The organism is Massilia sp. BSC265 (assembly GCF_000740675.1).
Taxonomy (GTDB): Bacteria; Pseudomonadota; Gammaproteobacteria; order Burkholderiales; family Burkholderiaceae_D; genus Telluria.
This window is the reverse complement of record NZ_JPXI01000033.1, coordinates 590,407-610,833: the sequence shown is the minus strand read 5'-3', so window position 1 is coordinate 610,833 and position 20,427 is coordinate 590,407. Positions and strand designations below refer to the sequence as shown.

Annotated in this window: 12 protein-coding genes; 4 read left to right on the top strand and 8 right to left on the bottom strand. The window is 68.3% G+C overall.

Annotation, left to right across the window (positions count from 1 at the left end; all coding sequences use genetic code 11):
- Positions 1-61 precede the first annotated feature (61 nt).
- Both MA09_RS14890 and MA09_RS14885 read right to left on the bottom strand, forming a co-directional pair.
- Positions 62-1,903 carry a phytase gene (locus tag MA09_RS14890; RefSeq protein ID WP_051933460.1) on the bottom strand — a complete coding sequence of 614 codons (1,842 nt, stop codon included), beginning with the start codon at positions 1,901-1,903 and terminating at the stop codon, positions 62-64.
- Between the two features lie 11 nt (positions 1,904-1,914).
- Complete coding sequence (locus MA09_RS14885; protein WP_036249804.1) at positions 1,915-4,407, bottom strand: TonB-dependent receptor; 2,493 nt, start codon at positions 4,405-4,407, stop codon at positions 1,915-1,917.
- Between the two features lie 279 nt (positions 4,408-4,686).
- Between MA09_RS14885 and MA09_RS14880 the strand changes: the two genes are divergently transcribed.
- On the top strand, positions 4,687-5,547 hold the full coding sequence (locus tag MA09_RS14880; protein ID WP_036249800.1) for a GGDEF domain-containing protein: 861 nt from the start codon (positions 4,687-4,689) through the stop codon (positions 5,545-5,547).
- On the top strand, positions 5,544-6,596 hold the full coding sequence (locus MA09_RS14875; protein WP_036249797.1) for an AraC family transcriptional regulator: 1,053 nt from the start codon (positions 5,544-5,546) through the stop codon (positions 6,594-6,596). The genes MA09_RS14880 and MA09_RS14875 overlap by 4 nt, the downstream gene beginning before the upstream one ends.
- A 158-nt stretch (positions 6,597-6,754) precedes the next feature.
- On the opposite strand, the gene MA09_RS14870 is transcribed toward MA09_RS14875, so the two are convergent.
- Entirely contained in the window at positions 6,755-7,030 is a 276-nt protein-coding gene (locus tag MA09_RS14870) for an oxidative damage protection protein (protein WP_036249790.1), read from the bottom strand.
- 46 nt (positions 7,031-7,076) lie between these two features.
- The gene (gene argA / locus MA09_RS14865; protein WP_036249784.1) at positions 7,077-8,390 is read right to left on the bottom strand and encodes an amino-acid N-acetyltransferase; all 1,314 of its coding nucleotides are present in this window, start codon (positions 8,388-8,390) and stop codon (positions 7,077-7,079) included.
- Positions 8,391-8,445: 55 nt separating this feature from the next.
- Between argA and hrpA the strand changes: the two genes are divergently transcribed.
- A complete protein-coding gene (gene hrpA / locus MA09_RS14860) occupies positions 8,446-12,648 on the top strand; it encodes an ATP-dependent RNA helicase HrpA (protein WP_036249783.1) in 4,203 nt (1,400 codons plus the stop codon).
- 120 nt (positions 12,649-12,768) lie between these two features.
- On the opposite strand, the gene MA09_RS14855 is transcribed toward hrpA, so the two are convergent.
- The gene (locus MA09_RS14855; RefSeq protein WP_229440724.1) at positions 12,769-13,416 is read right to left on the bottom strand and encodes a PRC-barrel domain-containing protein; all 648 of its coding nucleotides are present in this window, start codon (positions 13,414-13,416) and stop codon (positions 12,769-12,771) included.
- 724 nt (positions 13,417-14,140) lie between these two features.
- Between MA09_RS14855 and MA09_RS14850 the strand changes: the two genes are divergently transcribed.
- Positions 14,141-14,755 carry a TetR/AcrR family transcriptional regulator gene (locus MA09_RS14850; RefSeq protein WP_036249778.1) on the top strand — a complete coding sequence of 205 codons (615 nt, stop codon included), beginning with the start codon at positions 14,141-14,143 and terminating at the stop codon, positions 14,753-14,755.
- A gap of 359 nt (positions 14,756-15,114) precedes the next feature.
- On the opposite strand, the gene MA09_RS14845 is transcribed toward MA09_RS14850, so the two are convergent.
- From MA09_RS14845 to MA09_RS14835, 3 genes are read right to left on the bottom strand one after another with little or no spacing between them, the layout of a single operon-like run.
- The gene (locus MA09_RS14845; RefSeq protein ID WP_036249777.1) at positions 15,115-17,940 is read right to left on the bottom strand and encodes an Hsp70 family protein; all 2,826 of its coding nucleotides are present in this window, start codon (positions 17,938-17,940) and stop codon (positions 15,115-15,117) included.
- A 7-nt stretch (positions 17,941-17,947) separates the two neighbouring features.
- A complete protein-coding gene (locus tag MA09_RS14840; protein WP_036249776.1) occupies positions 17,948-19,804 on the bottom strand; it encodes an Hsp70 family protein in 1,857 nt (618 codons plus the stop codon).
- Complete coding sequence (locus MA09_RS14835; RefSeq protein WP_036249775.1) at positions 19,801-20,409, bottom strand: DUF2760 domain-containing protein; 609 nt, start codon at positions 20,407-20,409, stop codon at positions 19,801-19,803. The genes MA09_RS14840 and MA09_RS14835 overlap by 4 nt, the downstream gene beginning before the upstream one ends.
- Positions 20,410-20,427 lie beyond the last annotated feature (18 nt).

Below are 20,427 nucleotides of genomic sequence, written 5' to 3'. Positions count from 1 at the left end.
CCCCGGAGGGGCGTAGGCGCGGGTAGCGCCTACGACGAACCGGATCGAGCCGGAAGAGCGCTCAATCCTCCAGCTTCAGCACCTTTGCAATATCCTCCCACGCCACAGCCTTGAAGTTCTGCGGCCCGTCCGGCATCCGCTTGAACCCATCCTGCACCACCAGCATCCCCCGCCCATAGACCCCACCGAGGTTGGCCGAGGTCACCTCCAGCCCATCGGTCTCCGAGGCGCCATCGATCCCATTGGCCGCATCCATCCCGATCCGGAACGCGCCCCGCACCCTGAACGGCGCCGCCGCATCCAGTACCACATAGCTGTTGTTCCCCTGGCTCGATACCACGAGATAGCTCTTGCCGGCGCCATGGTAGATGCCCATGCCCTCGACATCGGCATGCAGCACCGGCCCCACCGGCAGTACCATCTTCAATGTCGCCGGCTGGTCGGCGCGGGCCGAGGTGACCCACAGGCCGCGCCGTTCTTCGCCCACGAACAGCAGGCCGCTGCGGTCGTCCGCCACGCAGCCCTCCGGCTGGGTGGCCAGCTTGAAGCTGCGCGCCAGCCGGGCGCCGAAGCGGCCGCCGCTGCGGGTGATCCGGTAATGCTCGTAGCGGCCGTCCTTGTCGTTCACGAACGCGTCCAGGCCGCCCTCGCCATTGCGGAACACGCAGGTACCGTAGATGTCGCCCAGGCCGGTCGGCAGGCGTGCCGCTTCGCTGACCTCACCCTGCGCGCTGATGGCGAACAGCACCATCGCGTTCTCGTCCCGCTGGGTGGCCACGGCCAGGTCGAAGCGTTCGGCGCCGAAACGCAGATCCTGGCGCAGGTCGACGTTGTTCAGGCGTCCCGATTCCAGCAGCTGGGTCTGGCGTCCCTGGAGGTCGTACACCAGCAGTCCCTGCTTCTTGTTGGTGCCCAGGATGCGCGAACGGGCCGGGTCGGTGGGGTGGACCCAGATGGCCGGATCGTCGGCAGCGTCGCCGGCACGTGCGACCGGCTCGGTCTGCATGCGCGGCAGCGCGGTCGGCAGGGGAGGCAGTGGCGCCGTGCCGGCCTTCCAGCCGAGCGAAGGCGCCTGCCAGCCTTTGCCGGTACGGACCAGCAGGCGCGCGGACGATGGTTCGAGCGCCACCAGCTGCTCCGCGCCAAGCGCACGGGGCCGCAAGGCCTGCCAGCGCCCGCCATCGCGACGCCAGGTCACCAGGTCGCCCTTGTCGTCGATGGCGGCCAGGCCGCCCGGCAGCACGGCCAGTGCGCCGATCTCGCCGGCCAGCTTGCCATGGGGCGTGCGCAGTGCCACCGGCGTGCGCGCCGGCGGACCTTCGGCCTGGGCGCCGTAGGCCCACACGCCCATGCCTTCCTCGGCCACGAACAGGGTGTCGTGCGCATCGTCGACGCGGCAATGCTCGACGCTGGGGGGCAGGGCCAAGCGCCGCACCAGGCGATGCTCAGGACGATTCGGGGCACCCAGCAGCCACTGCTGCGCCTGGCCGTCCTTGGCCGCCAGGAACACATGGTCGAGGCCCTGGGCGTCACGGTACAGGCAGGCGGCTTCGATGCCGTAGCCGGTTTCCGGCAGCGCCGGCAGCGCGACCAGCGTCCCGGCCCGGGTGTCGACGCGCACCGGCAGCAGGCGCTCGGCATTCGAGTCGATCACGATCGCCAGCGCTCCGCCGTCAAGCGGACGCAGATCGAGCTGCTCGCCGCGCAGGGCCATGACGGCGCGTTCGCGCCCGTCGGCGTCGACCAGGCGCAGGCCGCGCTTGTCGAGTGCCAGCCAGCCGCCGCCCGGCAACGCCGCCAGCTCTTCCGCCTTGTCGAGCGCCGCCGGCACGGCCGGCGCGGCAAACGCCGGGGTGGCTGCCAGCAGGGCGGACAGCAAGGTCGGGAGTACGATGCTTTTCATCCGCACGTTCATTAGAAAATGCTCGCTTTCAGGCCGATCTTGTAGCTGCGGCCGTACTGTTCATACTGGGCGTTGCGGGCGCGGTCGCCCTGGTACACATAGTATTTTTCATTGTTGAGGTTACTGGCATCGAAGGTCAGCTGCCAGCGCTTGTCGAGCTTCCACGACAGTGAGAAGTCGAGCTGCTTCTGGCTGTCGACCCAGCGGTCCTGGCTTGCGTCGAGCAGGTCCTCGCCCAGTTCCAGCAGGTAGGGAGACTTGTAGTTCATGGCCAGGCGGGCGCTGAACGGGCCGTTCTCGTAGCCGAGCATGACATTGCCGACCCGGTTCGACTGGCCCGGCATGCGGATGGTCCGTGCGGAGCGCACGCCGTCTTCATCCGCACTGTCGATGCCGGCCCGCGAGTGGGTCACGGCGCCGTTGATGCCGACCAGCAGGCCGTTGAACGGCGCCGGCAGCATGCGCAGCGGCTGCTGCCAGGACAGTTCGATACCGCGCACCCGGGCCTGGCCGCCGTTGGCGTAGGAGATCGCGCTGGAGTATTCACGCCAGGCGCCGCTGCCGGCCAGGTTGGTGGTGTAGGTGAAATCGCGGATCTTCTTGGTGAAGACGTAGGCCGAGACCACGCCTTCCTTGCCGATCAGGCCTTCGATACCCAGGTCCAGGTTGTGCGAGCGCAGCGGCGCCAGCTCCGGGTTGCCGATGACGGCTTCGTCACCGTCCAGGCTGATGCCGGGCGCCAGCTGGCTGAAGTTGGCGCGCACTACCGAGTTGGTCCATGCGGCGCGCAGGCTGGTGGCCCCGTCGAGGTCATAGCGCAGGTGCAGGCCGGGCAGCCAGTTGGTGTAGGTGCGTCCGGCGTCGCGCGCATTGACCCCGTCGTCGGACACCTGCGCGCCGTGCGCCTCGAAGCCGGTCCGCTCGGCGCGTACGCCGGCCAGCAGCCACCAGGCGCCGCTGCGCACGCTGGCCTGCAGGTAGGCGGCATCGATGTCTTCGTGCATGCGGACATCGTCCAGGGCCGATTCGGCTTCCTGACGCGCCCTCGACCGGTCCAGGCCTGCCAGACGCGCGCGCACCAGGGCGGGTTCGATCGCCGCGCCGATGCGGCCCAGCTTGTAGTCGAGCTGGCGGTCGGCCACAAAGGCCGCGAGCGAGGTCGAGCCAGCCCCGTAGAAGCCGCCGGCCTGCGGGTCGCGGCTGTCGAGCTTCCATTGCTCGGTATCGTTGTCCTTGTCGCGGCGTGTCGTCTTCGCGCCGAACTTCAGGGCGCCAGCCCAGGCGCCGGCCGCGACGTCGCGCTGGAGGTCGAGGCGCAGCTGGCTGCTGCGGTCTTGCGCCGCGCTGCGCTCGAGCGTGAATTCGCGCAGCCTGTAGTTGGCCGGATCGAACACGGCTGCCGGAGCGGCCAGGCGCGGCACGCGGCTGTCAGTGAAGCCGATGCCGGCGAAGTCGCTGGCGCCACGGAAGCGCGCATCGCGAAGCGCATCGGGGGTCTCGTCGGTGGCGCGGCTGCGCGAGGCCTCGAGGTGCAGCTTCCAGTCATCGTCCAGGCGGCGGTCCAGCGAGCCGGTCAGCGAGCGGATCTCTTGCGTGTACTTGCGCTGGCGCAGGCGGCGCTCGACGCGCGCCGTATCAAGCTCGCCGGCCGCCATGTCGCCCTTGCGGAAGTTGCTTACCGTCAGGCGGTCGCGCGTCTCCTCGTCCGAGAAGCGGCTCACGAAACCGCGCAGCGCAAGGCTGGTCCGGGCGTCCGGCCGGTAGTCGAGGTTGATGGCGCCGGCGCGGCGCTCGCGCTGCGGCAGGTAGTCGCGCAGTTCGAAGCCGGACAGGCGATCGCCATCCCAGGCGCCGCCGGTCTCCACGTTGTCGGAGCCGAACTTGCGCTTCTCGCCCGACAACCCGGCAGCGACGCCGAGCCTGCCGTCCATGAAGCGCTGCGCCCACAACAGGTTGCCCTGCGGGCTGTACCGGCGGGTGTTGCCGTCGCGGCCCACCGCCGCGCCGACGCTGAACAGGGTGCCGGGCAGGTCGAAGGCGGACAGGGTCTTGACCTCGACGGTGCCGCCCAGCGAGTTGGCATCCTGGTCGGGCGTGCTGGACTTCGTGACCGTCAGCGAGCGCACCAGGCCGGCCGGCAGCACGTCCAGCGCCACGGCGCGGCGCGAGGCTTCCGGCGAGGGCACCAGCGCGCCGTTGATGGTCACGCTGTTGTAGTCGGCATCCAGCCCGCGCACGACCACGTAGCGGCCTTCGCCCTGGTCGCGCTGCACCGACACGCCCGGCATCCGCGCCAGCGCCTCGGCGGCGTTCTTGTCCGGCAGGTGGCCGATGTCGTCGCTGCTGACGACGCTGACGATATTGTCGGCCTGTTCCTGGGCGGCGATGGCGTGCGCCAGGCTGGCGCGCTGGCCGGTGATGACGACGCTGGGCTCGTCGGCGGCGTGGACGCCGGCCGCGGACAGCAGGCCGGCGGTAAGGGCGGGGAGGGCGAAGTAGCGCATGGGGGCACCGTGTTGTTGGAATGCGGCGGATTCTGGTGGCCGAATGTGACGTACCGGTGACGGCAATCCGGCCGCCGGCCGCCCTGCGGAACGAATGAGCCGAATTGACCTCCCGTCCACCCGGGTTTGTGCTGCGACAGCGCGGCTGACAGCGAAACCTGGCGCAGACAGCTGAGCCGTTCGGACCCGTGCACAGGCGCCACAGGCTTGTCGCCCTGTCATGCTGCCGTCACGCGCCTGCGCTACGGTAGGACGCCCTGCTTTCTGCTTCCTTGCGCCATGACCTTCGCCATCCGCCCCGTTCTCCTGGTTGCCGGCCTGCTGTGCAGCCTCGTCCTGCTGTTCGCGGCCGCCGGCACGATCCTGCCGCTGGCGCGGTGGAACTGGATGGACATCGTGGGCGAGGGCGGCACCGCGCTGTTGGCGGCCGTGTGGTGCCTGATCGTGCTGAACAGCCGTCCGGACGGGCGCGTGACGCGCCTGCTGGCAGGCGGGCTGGCCTGCATCATGCTGGGCTCCTGGGCCGATTGCCTGGACGAGGCCATCGACGTCGACAGGCATGCCTTGTGGGACAACGCGCTGGAGGCGCTGCTGCCGCTGGGGATGCTGGTGCTGACGGTCGGCCTGTATTACTGGCGCCAGGAGCAGGCCACGCTGGCCGAGCACATGCGCAAGCGCGAGCGGCTGTTCCGCAACCATCGTCCCTTCGATCGCATCACCCAGCTGGCCGATGCCGCCTACCTGCGCGAACAGCTGCGCCTGGAGAGCCGGCGCGACGGCAGCCGGGAATGCGTGCTGGTGCTGTTCGACATCGACGGCTTCCACCGCATCAACCGGGAACACGGCCATGCGGAAGGCGATCGCGTGCTGCAGGCGGTCGCGCACATGCTCTTGCTGAACCTTCGCAACGACGACCTGCTGTGCCGTTATGCCGGCGACCGTTTCGCCGTCCTGATGCCGGGACTCGGGGTGAACGAAGCGGCCGACGCCGCCGTTCACCTGTGCACCATGGTGGGTGCCATGCGCCACCACGCGCGGGGCGGTCCGGTGCGCATCACCCTGCGTCACGGCAGTGCGCCGACGCGCGGCGCGCCGGACGTGCTGCTGGCCGACCTGTGCCGCCGGATGGATGCGGCGTGATCGACTGGCAGCCGGCGGGAGAACCCTCGATTCCGGCGCGGCAGCAGCCGGCGCTGGCGCTGGAGTACGGCCGCTCGCGCGATGCGGTCGACGCCGACCTGTTGCGCGACACCGGCCTGCTGGCCGGGCTGTCGCCCGACAGCCTGGTGTCGCCGTTTCAATACCTGCAGCAGCTGTCCAATACCCTGCGCGTGCTCGCCAGCCCGGACACCAGCTTCATGCTGGGCCAGCTATTGCTGCCCGGGCATGACGGCGCGGCCAGCCACGCGCTGGTGCAGGCGCCGAACCTGCGCGTCCTGCTCCAGACCCTGTGCCGCCACCATGCGCGCCTGACGCCGCTGCTGCGTCCGCGCTTCGAGCACTGGGGCGAGGTGGCGCTGGTGTACTGGATCGATGCTTACGGCGCGCCCGGCATCCGGCCGGCCCTGGTCGAGATGCACATGACGGCGCTCGTCGGCCTGTGCCGCTGGCTGGGGGGCGAGCGCCTGCCCTGGCGGTTCTGCTTCAACCGCGCGGCCCCGCGCCACGTCGAGCAGCACCACGTGCACCTCGGCACCGAGCTGCGCTTCGGCTGCCAACTCGACGCCATGCTGATTCCCGCGTCCTGGCTCGACCGGCCGTGGCCGCGCGCCAACGAGGTGGCGTCACGGCTGGCGCAGCAGGCGGCTGCGCTCGAAGCGCCGCGCGCGCCGGGGCTGCTGGCGGCGCTCTACGATTACCTGCTGACGAATGTGCGCGCGGCGCCGACGCTGGAGCGGACGGCGGCGGATTTCGGGGTGAGTCCGGCGACTTTCAAGCGGCACTTGTTGCGCCACCATACCCACTTCCAGGGCGAGCTGGACCATGTGCGGACGCACGTGGCGCTGTGGCTGCTGCAGGTGGAGCGGGCGGATAACGAGGAGGTGGCGCGCTACCTGGGCTTCCACGACGCGGCCAATTTCAGGCGTTCGTTCAAGCGCTGGACAGGTCTGACGCCGGGGCCGATCAGGGCGGCAATGGGAGGCGAGCTGGGATGGTTCGCCGGCCTGCAGGGAACTGCGGGCGGCTGAGGGGAGAGAGCATCTTGTTAGCCCAGTTGTAGGGTGGGCGGGCCTCCCGCCCACGCGGCGACCGCTCGTGGCTGATACGCCGCGGCAGTGCTGAACGCTGTCGAACGCGTGGGCAGGAAACCTGCCCACCCTACAACTTCGACGTGCAGGCGTTAACCTTACGCGGTCGGCGGCACGTAACCCTGCGCCTGGTCCGCAGCGCCGTCGCCAAAGAAATGACGCTCCATCTGCGACGCCAGGTACTTGCGTGCGCGGTCATCCGCCAGGTTCAGGCGGTTTTCGTTGATCAGCATGGTCTGGTGCTTCAGCCATGCCTGCCAGGCTTCCTTGGAAACCGACTGGTACAGCTTCTTGCCCATTTCGCCTGGTACCGGCGGGAAGTCCAGACCTTCGGCTTCCTTGTTCAGTTTGATGCATTGGACGGTGCGGGCCATGGTGTACTCCTGTAATCCTGTTAAAAGTGATCTGGGTAGACCGACATTATAAGGTCTTGATCAACACCTGTGAGCGGCGCTGCCAGTTGTACATGTGCTGGCGGTCCTTGGGCAGGTCGTCTACCGTGGCAGGCACGAAGCCGCGCTTCTTGAACCAGTGCGCAGTGCGCGTGGTCAGCACGAACAGCTTGGTGAGGCCGGCCGCTCGGGCGCGGTTCTCGATGTGCTTGAGGATGCGCTCGCCGTCGCCCTGGGTCTGGGCGTCCGGGCTCACCGTCAGGCAGGCCATCTCGCCCATCTTCGCTTCCGGAAACGGATACAGCGCGGCGCAGCCGAAGATCACGCCGTCGTGGTCGATGACGGAGAACTGGTCGATCTCGCGCTCGATCAGCTCGCGGCCGCGGTACACCAGCGTGCCGTCGGCTTCCAGCGGTTCGATGAGCTTGATAATCCCGCCAACGTCCTCAATTGTGGCCTGGCGGAGACTCTCCAGGTTTTCGTGGCTGATCATGGTGCCGACGCCGTCGTGCGTGAACAGTTCCAGCAGGGCGGAGCCGTCCATTTCGAAAGGCACGATATGGGCACGGTCCACGCCGCTGTTGCAGGCCTTGATGGCGTGCCGCAGGTAGAAGGCGGCGTCCGGCGGCAGGAAACCGGCCTGCAGCACGGCTTCGGCCTGGTGCGAGGACAGTTCGCGGATCTCGGTGCCGGCCGCGTCCGTCATCATGCCGGTCTCGGTGATGAAGATCAGCTTGTCGGCGTGCAGGGCGATCGCGGCCGAGGCGGCCACGTCTTCCATCGTCAGGTTGAAGATCTCGCCGGTCGGCGAGAAACCCAGCGGCGACAGCAGCACCAGGCTGTCTTCGGTCTGCAGGATCGGCTGGATCTTCTCGGCGGCGATCTTGCGGGTCACGCCGGTGAGTTCGAAATCGACGCCGTCGATCACGCCGAGCGGGCGTGCGACGACGAAGTTGCCGGAGACGATGCTGATCTGGGCATGCGACATCGGCGTGTTCGGCAGGCCCTGGCTGAAGGCCGCTTCGATGTCGAGGCGCAATTCGCCAGCGGCTTCCTTCGCGCATTCGAGCGCGGCGGAGTCGGTGATCCGGATACCGTTATGGAAGCGGCCTTCGACGTTACGCAGGGCGAGCTGCTCCGCCACTTGCGGACGCGAGCCATGCACCAGCACCAGGCGGATGCCGAGTCCGAGCAGCAGGGACAGGTCCTGGGCCAGGACCGGCAGGGCACCCGATGCGACCAGCTCGCCCGGGAAGGCGACGACGAAAGTCTTGCCGCCGAAGGTGTGAATGTATGGCGCAACAGAGCGCAGCCACTGGACGAATTGGGTAGGGTTTTCCATTTGCCGCATTATAATTCGCTGCGCGTTGTGCGCACCAAATACCTTGTAAAAATCAATGTCTGAACAGAGTAACAAGCCTTCGCCTCAGGCGCGCGACGCTTCCCACAACCCTTCCGCCACCGAGCCGCGCAAGCGCCCGGAGGGTGACACGCGCGCGCCGATGACGCAGACGCGCGATGGCGAACTGCAGACCAGGCACCCGGGTAGCGCGGAGCGCAGCGGACCGCGCCGCGCACCTGCACCGCCGCGCACCGATAACGGCCAGCGTCCTGCGAGCGGGCAGGGCGGCGCGAAGCCGCAGCGTGCGCCGAACCCGCCGCGTGAACGCGGCGAGCGTCCTGCGCGCGAGGACGATCGCAACCCACCTTTCCGCAACCCGATCCCGCCGATCACCTTCCCCGAAGACCTGCCGGTCTCCGGCCGCCGCGCCGAGATCGCAAAGGCGATTGAAGGGAGCCAGGTGGTCATCGTCTCGGGCGAAACCGGTTCCGGCAAGACCACCCAGCTGCCGAAGATCTGCCTGGAGCTGGGCCGCGGCCAGAAAGGCCTGATCGGCCACACCCAGCCGCGCCGTATCGCCGCATCGAGTACCGCCAAGCGCATCGCGCAGGAACTCGGTTCGCCGCTGGGCGAGCACGTGGGCTTCAAGGTGCGCTTCAACGACACGCTCTCGAGGGGGGCATCGGTCAAGCTGATGACCGACGGTATCCTGCTGGCCGAAACGCAAACGGACCCGCTGCTGCGCGCCTACGACACGATCATCATCGACGAGGCGCACGAACGCAGCCTGAACATCGACTTCCTGCTCGGCTACCTGAAGCAGCTGCTGCCGCGCCGTCCGGACCTGAAGGTGATCATCACCTCGGCGACCATCGATGCCGAGCGCTTCGCGCGCCACTTCGGCACGCCGGAAAAACCTGCGCCTGTGATCGAGGTGTCGGGCCGCCTGTACAAGGTGGAGGTGCGCTACCGTCCGGTGGACAAGGATCCGGTCATGGCCACGCAGCCGAAGCCCGGCGAGCCGGCCCCGAAGGCCCAGGTGGCGCGCGAAAAGCGTGACCTGATGGAAGCGGTGGTCGACGCCGTCGATGAGCTGTGCCGCATCGGCTCGGGCGATGTGCTGGTCTTCCTGCCGGGCGAGCGCGAGATCCGCGATGCGGCCGAAGCACTGCGCAAGCACCACCCGCCGCACGTCGAGATCCTGCCCCTGTTCGCCCGCCTGTCGGTGGAGGAGCAGGACCGCGTGTTCAAGACGACCAACGCGCGCCGCATCGTTCTGGCCACCAACGTGGCCGAGACCTCGTTGACGGTGCCGGGCATCCGCTACGTGGTCGACACGGGTCTCGCGCGCGTAAAACGCTACAGCTTCCGCAACAAGGTCGAGCAGCTGCAGATCGAACCGGTGGCGCAATCGTCCGCCAACCAGCGCGCCGGCCGCTGCGGTCGCGTGGCCGACGGCGTCTGCATCCGCCTGTACGAAGAGGACGATTTCAACAAGCGCCCGAAGTTCGCGGACCCGGAGATCCTGCGTTCCTCGCTGGCCTCGGTCATCCTGCGCATGAAGTCGCTGCACCTGACCGACGTCGAGACCTTCCCCTTCATCGAGCCGCCCCAGGGCCGCGCCATCGCGGACGGCTACCAGCTGCTGCAGGAAGTCGGCGCGGTCGACGATTCGAACGAGCTGACGCCGCTGGGCAAGAAACTGGCCAAGCTGCCGCTCGACCCGCGCGTGGGCCGCATGATCCTGGCAGCGGTCGACAACGATTGCCTGACCGAGATGCTGATCGTGGCGTCCGCGCTGTCCACCCAGGACCCGCGCGATCGTCCGATCGAGTACCAGCAGCAGGCCGACGAAAAGCACAAGAAGTTCGCCGACGAGAAGTCGGAGTTCCTCAGCTACCTCAAGATATGGGCCTGGTTCGAGGACGCCATCGAACACAAGAAGTCGAACCGGCAGTTGCAGGAGAACTGCCGCGCCAACTTCCTGTCGCAGCTGCGCCTGCGCGAGTGGCGCGACGTGCATTCGCAGCTGCTGACGGTGGCGCGCGAGCAGGGCTGGCGCCTGAACGCCGCGCCCGCCACGTACGACCAGCTGCACATGGCGCTGCTCACCGGCCTGCTCGGCAACATCGGGTTCAAGGCCGAGGACGAGCCGGTATTCCTGGGCGCGCGCGGCATCAAGTTTCACATCTGGCCGGGCTCTTACCTGGCCAAGAAGCCGGGGCGCTGGGTCATGGCGGCCGAACTGGTCGAGACCACACGCCTGTACGCGCGCACCATCGCGCAGATCCAGCCGGAATGGGTGGAGAAGATCGGCGCGCACCTGCTCAAGAAGTCCTGGGGCGAGCCGCGCTGGGAAAAGCGCCAGGCCCAGGTGACGGCGCTCGAGCGCGCGACCCTGTACGGCATCGTCGTCTACAGCAACCGCCGCATCAACTACAGCCAGCACAACCCTGGCGAGGCGCGCGAGATCTTCATCCGTGATGCGCTGGTGGCGGGCGACTACGAGACGCGCGCGCCTTTCTACGCCCACAACCACAAGCTGGTGCGCGAGATCGAGAACCTCGAGCACAAGTCGCGCCGCCTGGACGTGCTGGTGGACGAGCAGCTGATCGCCGCCTTCTACGACAAGGAAATCCCGCGCACCGTGGTGAACGGCGCGGGTTTCGAAAAGTGGTACAAGGACGCCTCGCGCGACAATCCGAAGCTCCTGTTCCTGGTCCGCGAAGAGCTGATGCGCCACGAGGCGGCCGGCGTCACCACCGAGCTGTTCCCGAAGACGATGAACGTCACCGGCATCGAGATGGGACTGACCTATCACTTCGAGCCGGGCAGCCCGCGCGACGGCGTGACCCTGACGGTGCCGCTGTTCGCCCTCAACCAGATCCCCTCGGCGCGCCCGGGCTGGCTGGTGCCGGGCATGCTGAAGGAGAAGGTGCACCTGCTGCTGAAATCCCTGCCGCAGAAGCTGCGCCGCCATTGCGTGCCGCTGCCGGACTACGCCGCGAACTTCTTCGAGCGCCACCAGGACCCGCTGCGCTTCGCCAAAGGCGACCTGGTCGACGCCCTGATCGACGACATCCACATGCACACCAGTGCGCGCGTGCTGACGACCGACTTCAAGCTGGAAACCCTGCCGGCACACCTGTTCATGAACTTCAAGGTGATCGACGAGCACGGGCGCCAGCTCGACATGGGACGCAACCTGGCGACCCTGCAGGCCGAACTGGGCGGCCAGGCACGCGAGAGCTTCCAGAAGATGGCGGAAGCCACGCCGGCGGCGGCACCGGCGAAGCTGCAGGCTGCTCCGCAGCCGGTTTCTCCGCCGCCGAAAGGGAAGGGCAATGCGCCGATGACGAAACCGTCAGGCCAGGCGGCGACCGCGCCGGCTGCCGCCGCCGGCGCGGTCCAGCATACCGGCCTGACGACGTGGAGCTTCGGCGAGCTGCCGGAACTGCTGGAGATCACGCAGGGCAAGCTGACCCTGATCGGCTTTCCGGCGCTGGTGGACAAGGGCACGCACTGCGACCTGGAAGTGTTCGACGACCCCAACGTGGCGGCGCGCACCCACCGCGTCGGCCTGCGCCGCCTGTTCGCGCTGCAGCTGAAGGACCAGCTGAAGTTCGCCGAGAAGAACATCCCCGGCCTGCAGGGGATGGGCATGCAGTTCATGAGCGTGGGCACGCAGGAAGACCTGCGCGACCAGATCATCGCCAAGGCGATCGACATCGCCTGCCTGCAGGATCCGCTGCCGATCAACTCCGGGGAGTTCAACAAGCGCAAGGACGAGGGCAAGGGACGCATCGGCCTGTTGATCAACGAGATTGCGCGCCTGGTGGGTTCGGTGCTGGCGGAGTTCCACGGCATGCCGAAGCGTATCCAGAGCTTGCCGCCGGCGGTGCAGCAGGACATCGGGGCGCAGCTGCAGGGCCTGATCCACAAGCGCTTCATTGCGGACAACGAGTACAGCCAGCTGGCGCACTTCCCGCGCTACCTGAAGGCGATCAATGTGCGCATCGAGAAGCTGCGCGGCAATCCATCGCGCGATGCCCAGCTGATGGCGGAGTGGCAGAACGCGGCCAGCCAGTTCCAGCGCACGCTCAAGAACCAGGCGGGCAAGAACAACGATCCGCGCATGACCGAGTTCCGCTGGATGCTGGAGGAGCTGCGGGTGTCGCTGTTCGCGCAGGAGCTGCGCACGCCGATGCCGGTGTCGGCCAAACGCTTGCAGAAGGTGTGGGAGTCGATGATCCGGTGAAGTTCCTAGGGTGGTCGGCCATGCCGACCGCGCGTTCAACTGTCGATGAATAATCACGTTTCGTGAACTCATCCGTAGAGTGAACGCGCGGACGGCGAAGCCGCCCACCCTACGCCCATGTTAGCCGATATTGCTGCCGCGAATCCGGCTCAGGTCCCTGTCGTCTCCATCATGCCCGGGCCGCGGATCGGGGCTGCCGCCGACGCCGTACGAGTCGCCATGCAGGCTGCCCGAGCCGACGCTGACGCCCACGCTGCTGCCGGCGCCAGCCGAGCCGCTGCCCGCCGACCCCGCACCCATGCTCGACCCCATGCCGCTGCCCATCGCGGAACCCGTGCCTTCGCCACCCATCATGCCGCCCGCCATCACCCCCGGCCCCATGGACGGCGCCCCGGAGCGCTGCGGATCGGTACCGTAGAAGCTGTGGATGCCGCTGACCCAGGTGATGTCGCTCATGTCCGGCCAGGAGTGCTTGTCGAAACCGGGCGCGCTCTTCAGCCTTTCCTTCTCAACGTTGAGCACCATGCGCTTGTTCACGGTATCCAGGTGCAGCGCCTGCCATGGCACGGCGAACAGCTTTTCGCCCAGGCCGAGGAAGCCGCCGAACGCCAGCACGGCATAGGCAACCTGGCCGGTCTGCATGTCGAGCATGATTTCCTTGATGTCGCCGAGGTCTTCCTCCTGCGCATTGACGACGCTGTCACCGATCAGCGTTTCGGCGCCCATCAGCGCAGGCCCCGGACCCGTGCTGCGGGTGTTCTTGTACATGCCATATCTGTCACGATCTGCGTAGCTCATCGCACACCTCCTAGGTCGTTGGTTGGCCACGAAGCAGGGACGCTTACCCGTCGAGGGTAGAGCGCAGCCCTGCCGGTCGAATGATATGGCGCATTCGTGCGAGGGCGCGCGCGGCAGCCAAGCATTTATGCGAGGTAACGCACAGAACGGTACTTGCAATGTGATTATTGTGCCAAGTAATGTTTCGGAGAGAAAAGAAATGACCGTCCATTCGCGCTGCAACTACACCGGCCTCTTCAGCAAACGTATTCCGACCCGCTCGGCTGCCAACGCGATCGGTTCCTTTTTCGCCCGCCTGAGCAGGTTCGGCCGCCGCTGAACCGGGGCGCAGCGCGCGGGCCGGCCCCGGCCCGCGCGCCAGTCTCAGATGGCACTCAGGTGCCAGCGCCGCCCGACGCACCATAGATGTGCCCGGTGGTGAAGCTCGCTGCTCCGAGGCGAGCGTGACATGGGCGCAGGCCAGTCTGGCCGGCTGGCCGGGCGCTCCATCGGGGTGTCCGCTCCGAAACTCTTCAAAATTCTCCTGCGTCTGGCCTCCCGACACCTGCGGCGGCGCCCGTCATCGGCGCCTTGCGTCCGGCCCGGGCTGATCCTGCCTGGGAAAGGGCGGCGCCGGGTAGCGCATCGCGGCCTCGCGCGCGCCTGGGGAACAAATAGCCCTTGTGGTTTCGCACACGTGTGCTAAAGTGAGCGCATGAATACCACTGCCAAAAGCGAAGCGACTTACGCGACGATCCTTGCGGCCGGCTACGACATGGCCGCTGCCGAAGGGATCGGCAAGCTGTCGCTGGGCGAACTGTCGAAGCGGACCGGCATCAGCAAGAGCGGCGTGTTCTCGCGCGTCGGTTCGCTCGAGGCCCTGCAGTCGGCGGTGCTGGACGAGTATGACCGCCGCTTCGGCGAGGAAGTCTTCCTGCCGGCGCTGCAGGTGCCGCGCGGCCTGCCGCGCCTGACGATGCAGGTCGACCTGTGGCTGAAGAAGATCGGCAACGAGACGGCGCGCGGGGGATGCCTGTACACGGCCGGCGCCTTCGAGTTCGACGACGTGCCCGGGCCCCTGCGCGACCGCATCGAGGCGGGGGTGATGCGCTGGCGCGCCTCGCTGCGCAAGACCGTGCTGCAGGCGATGGAGGCGGGACACCTGCGGCCCGACACCGAACCCGAGCAGCTGGTGTTCGAGATCTACAGCCTGGCGATCGGGGTGATGCACGACGCGCGCTTCCTGCGTGCGAATGCGGTGCCGCGGCGGGCGCAGCGGGCCTTCAACCGGCTGATATCGACGTACAAGAGTTTCAACGATCTGGAATAGGGATGTGCGGAGCGGGACGGGCCACGCCTGTCCCCTTTTTTTGAAGTAATTTCGCACACCTGTGCGAAATCAGGCTGAACTGAAGGAGTCGATCATGTCTGCGTTCTGGTTGCTGCTGGTTCCCGTTGCGGGGTTTGCGTGGTACGGCTTACGCGGGGTGATGTGCGCGCTGCCGAAATCGAATGAGGATTTCGTGTTTTGTTGAGGTGCCGATTGCCCGCGACAACGTAGGGTGGGCAGGGTCAGTCAGGCCAGTGGCCTGATTGACGCCACGCGTTCACCTCACGGATGCACTGTAGCGCCGCGGCTTTTAGTTGAACGCGCGGGCAAGGGACTTGCCCACCCTGCAACTGCAATGCTCAGCGAAGAAGTTTGAGCCCCGGCGGCAGGGCATCGCCGAGCATGCGGGTCTCGACGGCCTGGTCGAGCTCGACCACGTCGCGCACCATGGCCGACCAGGCCGGCGGTGCGCCGCTGGACGACAGGCGCCGCAGCACCTCGTCGCGGACCGCCTGGCCGATGTCGCGCGAGCGGTCGCCGGTCATGCGGGCGATATGGGCGGCGGCAAAGCCCGCCGGTTCGATCTTCTTCCAGTCGAGGCGGAACAGCTGGTGCAGCCAGCTTTCCGCCGAGCTGCTGGGCGCCACTTCGTGCGCGGCCCCATGGAAGGACTGGCGCGCGCCCACCCGGCCCAGGGCCCACAGGTAGCGTCCGTACCTGGCCGCGGCGCGCGCATCGATCTTGGCGCCCGCTGGCATCTCCATGATCTGCTTGATGAGCCAGTCGCCGATCTCGGCCTTGTAGGCGGACGGGATGCGTTCCAGCGAGGCGCCGACGCGCAGCATGTCGTCCTCGGTACCGTCCACCAGGGTGACGGGGCGGCGGCCGCGCTCCGATTCGTCGGCCTGCAGGTTGAAGGCGAAGTCGTCGAGCAGGCGCAGTTGCGCCTCGGTCGACAGCCCGCCGGCCACGCGCCGCCATAGCGTCCACCATTCGGCGCGCACCTGGCTGTCCTTGTGGTACTGGGCACCTGGCTCGAACATCGCCCACAACTGCTCGATGCGCCATTCGTCGAGCGGATGGCCGAAGCCGGGACGCAGGCAGTAACCGGCCAGGTTCAGCCACACGCGCTCGTGCTCGCTTGACCTGCGCCGGCCCTTGGCGCGTGCCAGCAGGGCGTCGAACAGGCGGCGCAGCAGCGGGGTGGTCCAGCGTTCGCGCGAGCCGAGCAGGTGTTCGAGCGTGGCGCGCAATTGGCGCACTTCGCGCGGGTCGACCTGTTGCGAGCGGTTGCCGAAGATGCGGTCGATGCGCGTCATCGCTTCATCCAGCTCCGGCGGCAGCGATGCGTCCTCGAGCGGCCCTTCGTCCTCTTGCGCGCGGAGCTGGAATTCCAGGCGCCAGCGCTGGCTGGCATCTTCCTCGGCAAGGCAGGACACCTCCAGCGTGCCGACCTCAAGCAGCACCGTGGCCAGTTGCACCGGGATGTCGGTGCTGCGCTTGCTGCGCAGGACCGTCGAGATGGCGGGCAGGCGCACGATGTCGCTTGCCGGCAGGTCGAGCAGGTCGCCCGGCTGCGGCAGCACGCCGCCCGGGTCGGCGGTCATTGAGACCAGGTGGAAGCGCACCGGCCGCCCCAGCCGCAGGGCGAAGCTGCGCCCGGCGAGGCGGATTTCCTCGCCGGCCGGGGCGCCGCGCGGCAGCAGGCAGACCGCACGAACCGTGTCGCCGGACTGTTCCGCGTCCAGCAACAGGTAATAGTTGCGCGCCGAGCCACTTTCGATTGCCGGCGCCTGGCCTGCGCGCGCCAGCGAATAGGCGACGCCGCCGCGCGCGACGGCCACGTCCGGGTCCTCGTTGTGCAGCACCTGCACGGGCGCGCCGCGCCAGTGCGAGAGCACGTCGGCCAGGCGCTGCGCCAGCGCCGCGCCTCGGAACACGCCGCCGTTGAGCAGCAGCGCATCAGGCACCGGCAGCCTGCCGTCATCCTCGGTGTTGTCCACCTCGCCGAGCGCCTCGCGCGCCGCCTGCGCATGCTGGCGCAGGAAGCCGGCGAGGTGGCGCGTGACGGCCGGATCGCTCGCATACGGCAGGCCGAATTCGACGATGCCGGCGCGCGCCCGCTTGGCAGTCTCCTGCGCCTCGTTGGGCGGGAAGAAGCCGTCGAGGACGATGCGCTGCACGTCCTCGCGCGTGATCGTGGCCGAGCGGCTGGCGCCGATCAGGCGCGAACCGGAACCGAGCAGGGTGACGCTGACCTGTTCCGGCGCATCCGGCGCCAGCAGCTGTTCCTTGGCGGCGCGGCAGCGCTCGGTCAGCTGCGCCAGGCGGCCGGCCGACAGGCGCTCGGTCGCGTTTCCGCCTGCCAGTCGCGATTCCGCCAGGTGCGCCAACGCCAGGTCCATGTTGTCGCCGCCGAGGATCAAATGGTTGCCGACCCCGATGCGGGTGAGCTTGGGCTGGCCATCGTCGTCCAGTTCGACCTTGACCAGGCTGAAGTCGGTAGTGCCGCCGCCGACGTCGGCCACCAGCACCAGGCGCGTCTGCGCCAGGTCCCCGGCAAGGCTGGCGCGGTGGCGGTACAGCCAGTCGTAGAGGGCGGCCTGGGGCTCTTCCAGCAGGCGCAGTTCCGGCAGGCCGGCCATGCGCGCGGCCTCCAGGGTGAGCGCACGCGCGCCTTCGTCGAAGGAGGCGGGCACGGTGAGGACGATCTGCTGGCGCTCGAGCGGCGCCTTGGGGAAGCGCGCGTTCCAGGCCGCACGCAGATGCGCCAGGTAGCTGGCGCTGGCCGCGACCGGCGACACCTTGGGCACGCCGGTATCCTCGGCGCCCCAGGGCAGGATCGGCGCCATCCGGTCGACGCCCGCATGCGACAGCCAGCTCTTGGCGCTGGCTACCAGGCGGCCCGGCGTTTGCCCCCCTAGCATGCGCGCCAGGCGGCCGACCGCGACGCGTTCGACGCCGGCCGGGTCCTGCTGGACCCAGGGAAGCTGGAGTTCGCCGGGGGCGAGTTCGCCCTCGGCGGGGTGGTAGCGCATCGAGGGCAGCAGCGGCGCCCCGGCGACTTCGCCGGGCGCCACCAGCTGCTCGATGGCCAGCAGCTCGACCTGCCCTGCGCCGGGCAGGGCATACGCAAGCACCGTATTCGTGGTGCCCAGGTCGATGCTGACGAGGTACTGATTCACCGAGGCGTCACTGCGGGTCCGGCGTGTTGCGGACGTCGAACTCGATCTTCCAGCGCTGTCCTTCGCGCGACACCGCGGCCAGTTCCAGCGTGCCGGTATCGGTGGCCAGCGCATGCAGCTTGACCTGCACCACGTCGCCCGCGACACGGCCTTCGGCAGGCAGCGTGGCCTGGATCTCGTTCATCTCCTGCAGCTCGTCCGGGCCCCAGAACTCGAGCACCTCGCCGATGCGGTCCTGGCGGCGCGTGGTGGACCCGAAGAAGCGGAAGGTGACCGGCTCGCCCACCACCAGGCCGAATTCCTGGCCCGGCAGTTCGAGTTCGCTGCCTTCTTCCATGCCGAAGGGCGCCACGCACAGGGCTTCGATCGGTGGTTCCATGCCGGGGATGGCCGGCATCGAGGATTCCACGCCGACGTAGTAGGAACGGGCCGTGCCGCCGCGGATGCGCACGCCGCCGCCGCGCCGCGCGTAGCTGAAGTAGGCCGCGCCACGCGCGACCGCCAGGTCGAGATCGGCGCCTTCCAGCATGCGCGCCGGTTGCGCGCCTTCCATGTAGAGCCAGTCGTTGATGGTGTCCATCACGCGCTGGGCCAGGATGTTCGACTTGAACACGCCGCCGTTGAACAGCACCGCGCTCGGGTGCAGGAAAGTGTGCTCGGCATTCACGCTACCTGCGAAGCCTTCCAGTTCGGCAGTGGCGCCGGCCTGGCGCGCCAGGAAGGCGGCCAGGTGCTTCGTGATCGCGGCGTCCTGCGCATAGGGCAGGCCGACCTGCGTCAGGCCGGCGCGCTGGCGGGTGGCCGGACGGGCGGAGGCTTCGACGCGGGGGAAGAAGCCGTCGGTGATAAAGGCGGTCACTTCGTCGCGCGTCAGTTCGGTACGGATCGAGCCACCGATGAGCTTCGAGCCGCGGCTCGGCACGACGATCGGCCACACGGTGGCGTTGGCGTCGGCCAGCAGGTGCTCCTTGGCGCTGCGGCAGCCGTAGGTGAGGGCGCGCATCTGCCAGGCATCCAACTGGGTGCCGTTGGCGGCCAGCTTGCGCGCCACGAAGTGGGCCAGTGCGAGATCCATGTTGTCGCCGCCCAGCAGGATGTGGTCGCCCACGGCCACACGGTGCGGCACCAAGGTGCCGTCGCGCTCGAGGATCGCGATCAGGGAAAAGTCGCTGGTGCCGCCGCCCACGTCCACGACCAGCACGATGTCGCCGGCCTTGACCTGCTTGCGCCAGGCGCCTTTGCTGCCCTGGATCCAGCTGTACAGGGCTGCCTGCGGCTCTTCCAGCAGATTCGGGGCGAAGCCGGCGTTGCGCGCCGCCTCGGCGGTGAGTTCGCGCGCGCCCGGGTCGAACGAGGCCGGGATGGTGACCGTGACCTGCTGCTGGTCGAACGGCGCTTCCGGATGGGCGGCGTTCCAGGCCTGGCGCAGGTGCGCCAGGTAACGGGTGGACGCTTCCAGCGGCGAGACGCGGGTGACTTCTTCCGGCGCATCGTGCGGCAGGATGGCCGCGCGGCGGTCCACGCTCGGGTGGCTCAACCAGCTCTTGGCCGAGGACACCAGGCGGATCGGAGTGGTGGCGCCCCGGCTGCGCGCCATTTCGCCGGCGATGAAGCCTTCGCCGCCCGCGCTCCACGGCAGCGCCGTTTCGCCGGCGGCCAGCTCATCCGGGTGCGGCAGGTAGAGGAAGGAGGGCAGCAGCGGCAGCGCCTCGACGGTGCCCGGGCCGCTCAGCTGCGGGATGGGCAGCACGCCGTCGACGGTCTTCTCGCCGTCGCTGGCCTGCAGGTCGACATAGGACAGGGCGCTGTGGGTGGTGCCCAGGTCGATGCCGATGGCATAGCGTGCGTTCTGGGGATCGCTCACAGTTCCACCTCCGCCGGCGCCAGCACGCGTGCGTCGTGCTTCTCGGCCAGCTGCGGCAGCTGGACCTTGGTGGCGCGCCAGCCGCGGTGCGACAGCGTGCCCTTGAACGGGGCCTGGCCGACCACGTTGCCGGTCAGGCGCACGCTGGCGGCGTCGAAGCCTTCTTCCAGGGTGACGCGTGCGCCTTCTGCTTCGGCACGTACCGGTTCGATGGTGAAGTGCTCGCGCAGCACGCGCGCGCAGCCTTCGTGCACGACGCGGGCGGCGGCGCCGATGTCGGCGTCGGAATAGGCGCTCAGGTTTTCCTGGGTGAAGTCGATCAGGCGCGCTTCGCGCTGGAGCAGGCTCAGCAGCTGCAGGGCGGACTCGGCGGTCGGAGCACGCAGCGGCGCAGGAGTTGGCAAAGGCGTCGGCGCCGGCGTTGGCGCCATGGTGGGAGCGGGTGTCGGCGCCGGCGTCGGTGCCGGCGTGGGAGCCGCGACAGGGCCCACACCGTCATCGCGCACGCGTGCGGCGAATTCTGCATCGCCGAGCGATTTGAAGAAGCTGCCGAAGGCGATCGAAAGCCGGCTGAAGAAGCCCGGCAGTTGGGTCGGAGTGTTCATTCTTGATGTTCTGTAGGG

Bases quoted from the DNA above. Each gene is read 5' to 3' on its own strand.
- MA09_RS14890 (WP_051933460.1), bottom strand. From the start codon at position 1,903: ATGAAAAGCATCGTACTCCCGACCTTGCTGTCCGCCCTGCTGGCAGCC.
- MA09_RS14835 (WP_036249775.1), bottom strand. From the start codon at position 20,409: ATGAACACTCCGACCCAACTGCCGGGCTTCTTCAGCCGGCTTTCGATC.
- MA09_RS14850 (WP_036249778.1), top strand. From the start codon at position 14,141: ATGAATACCACTGCCAAAAGCGAAGCGACTTACGCGACGATCCTTGCG.
- MA09_RS14885 (WP_036249804.1), bottom strand. From the start codon at position 4,407: ATGCGCTACTTCGCCCTCCCCGCCCTTACCGCCGGCCTGCTGTCCGCG.
- hrpA (WP_036249783.1), top strand. From the start codon at position 8,446: ATGTCTGAACAGAGTAACAAGCCTTCGCCTCAGGCGCGCGACGCTTCC.
- argA (WP_036249784.1), bottom strand. From the start codon at position 8,390: ATGGAAAACCCTACCCAATTCGTCCAGTGGCTGCGCTCTGTTGCGCCA.
- MA09_RS14855 (WP_229440724.1), bottom strand. From the start codon at position 13,416: ATGTACAAGAACACCCGCAGCACGGGTCCGGGGCCTGCGCTGATGGGC.
- MA09_RS14880 (WP_036249800.1), top strand. From the start codon at position 4,687: ATGACCTTCGCCATCCGCCCCGTTCTCCTGGTTGCCGGCCTGCTGTGC.
- MA09_RS14870 (WP_036249790.1), bottom strand. From the start codon at position 7,030: ATGGCCCGCACCGTCCAATGCATCAAACTGAACAAGGAAGCCGAAGGT.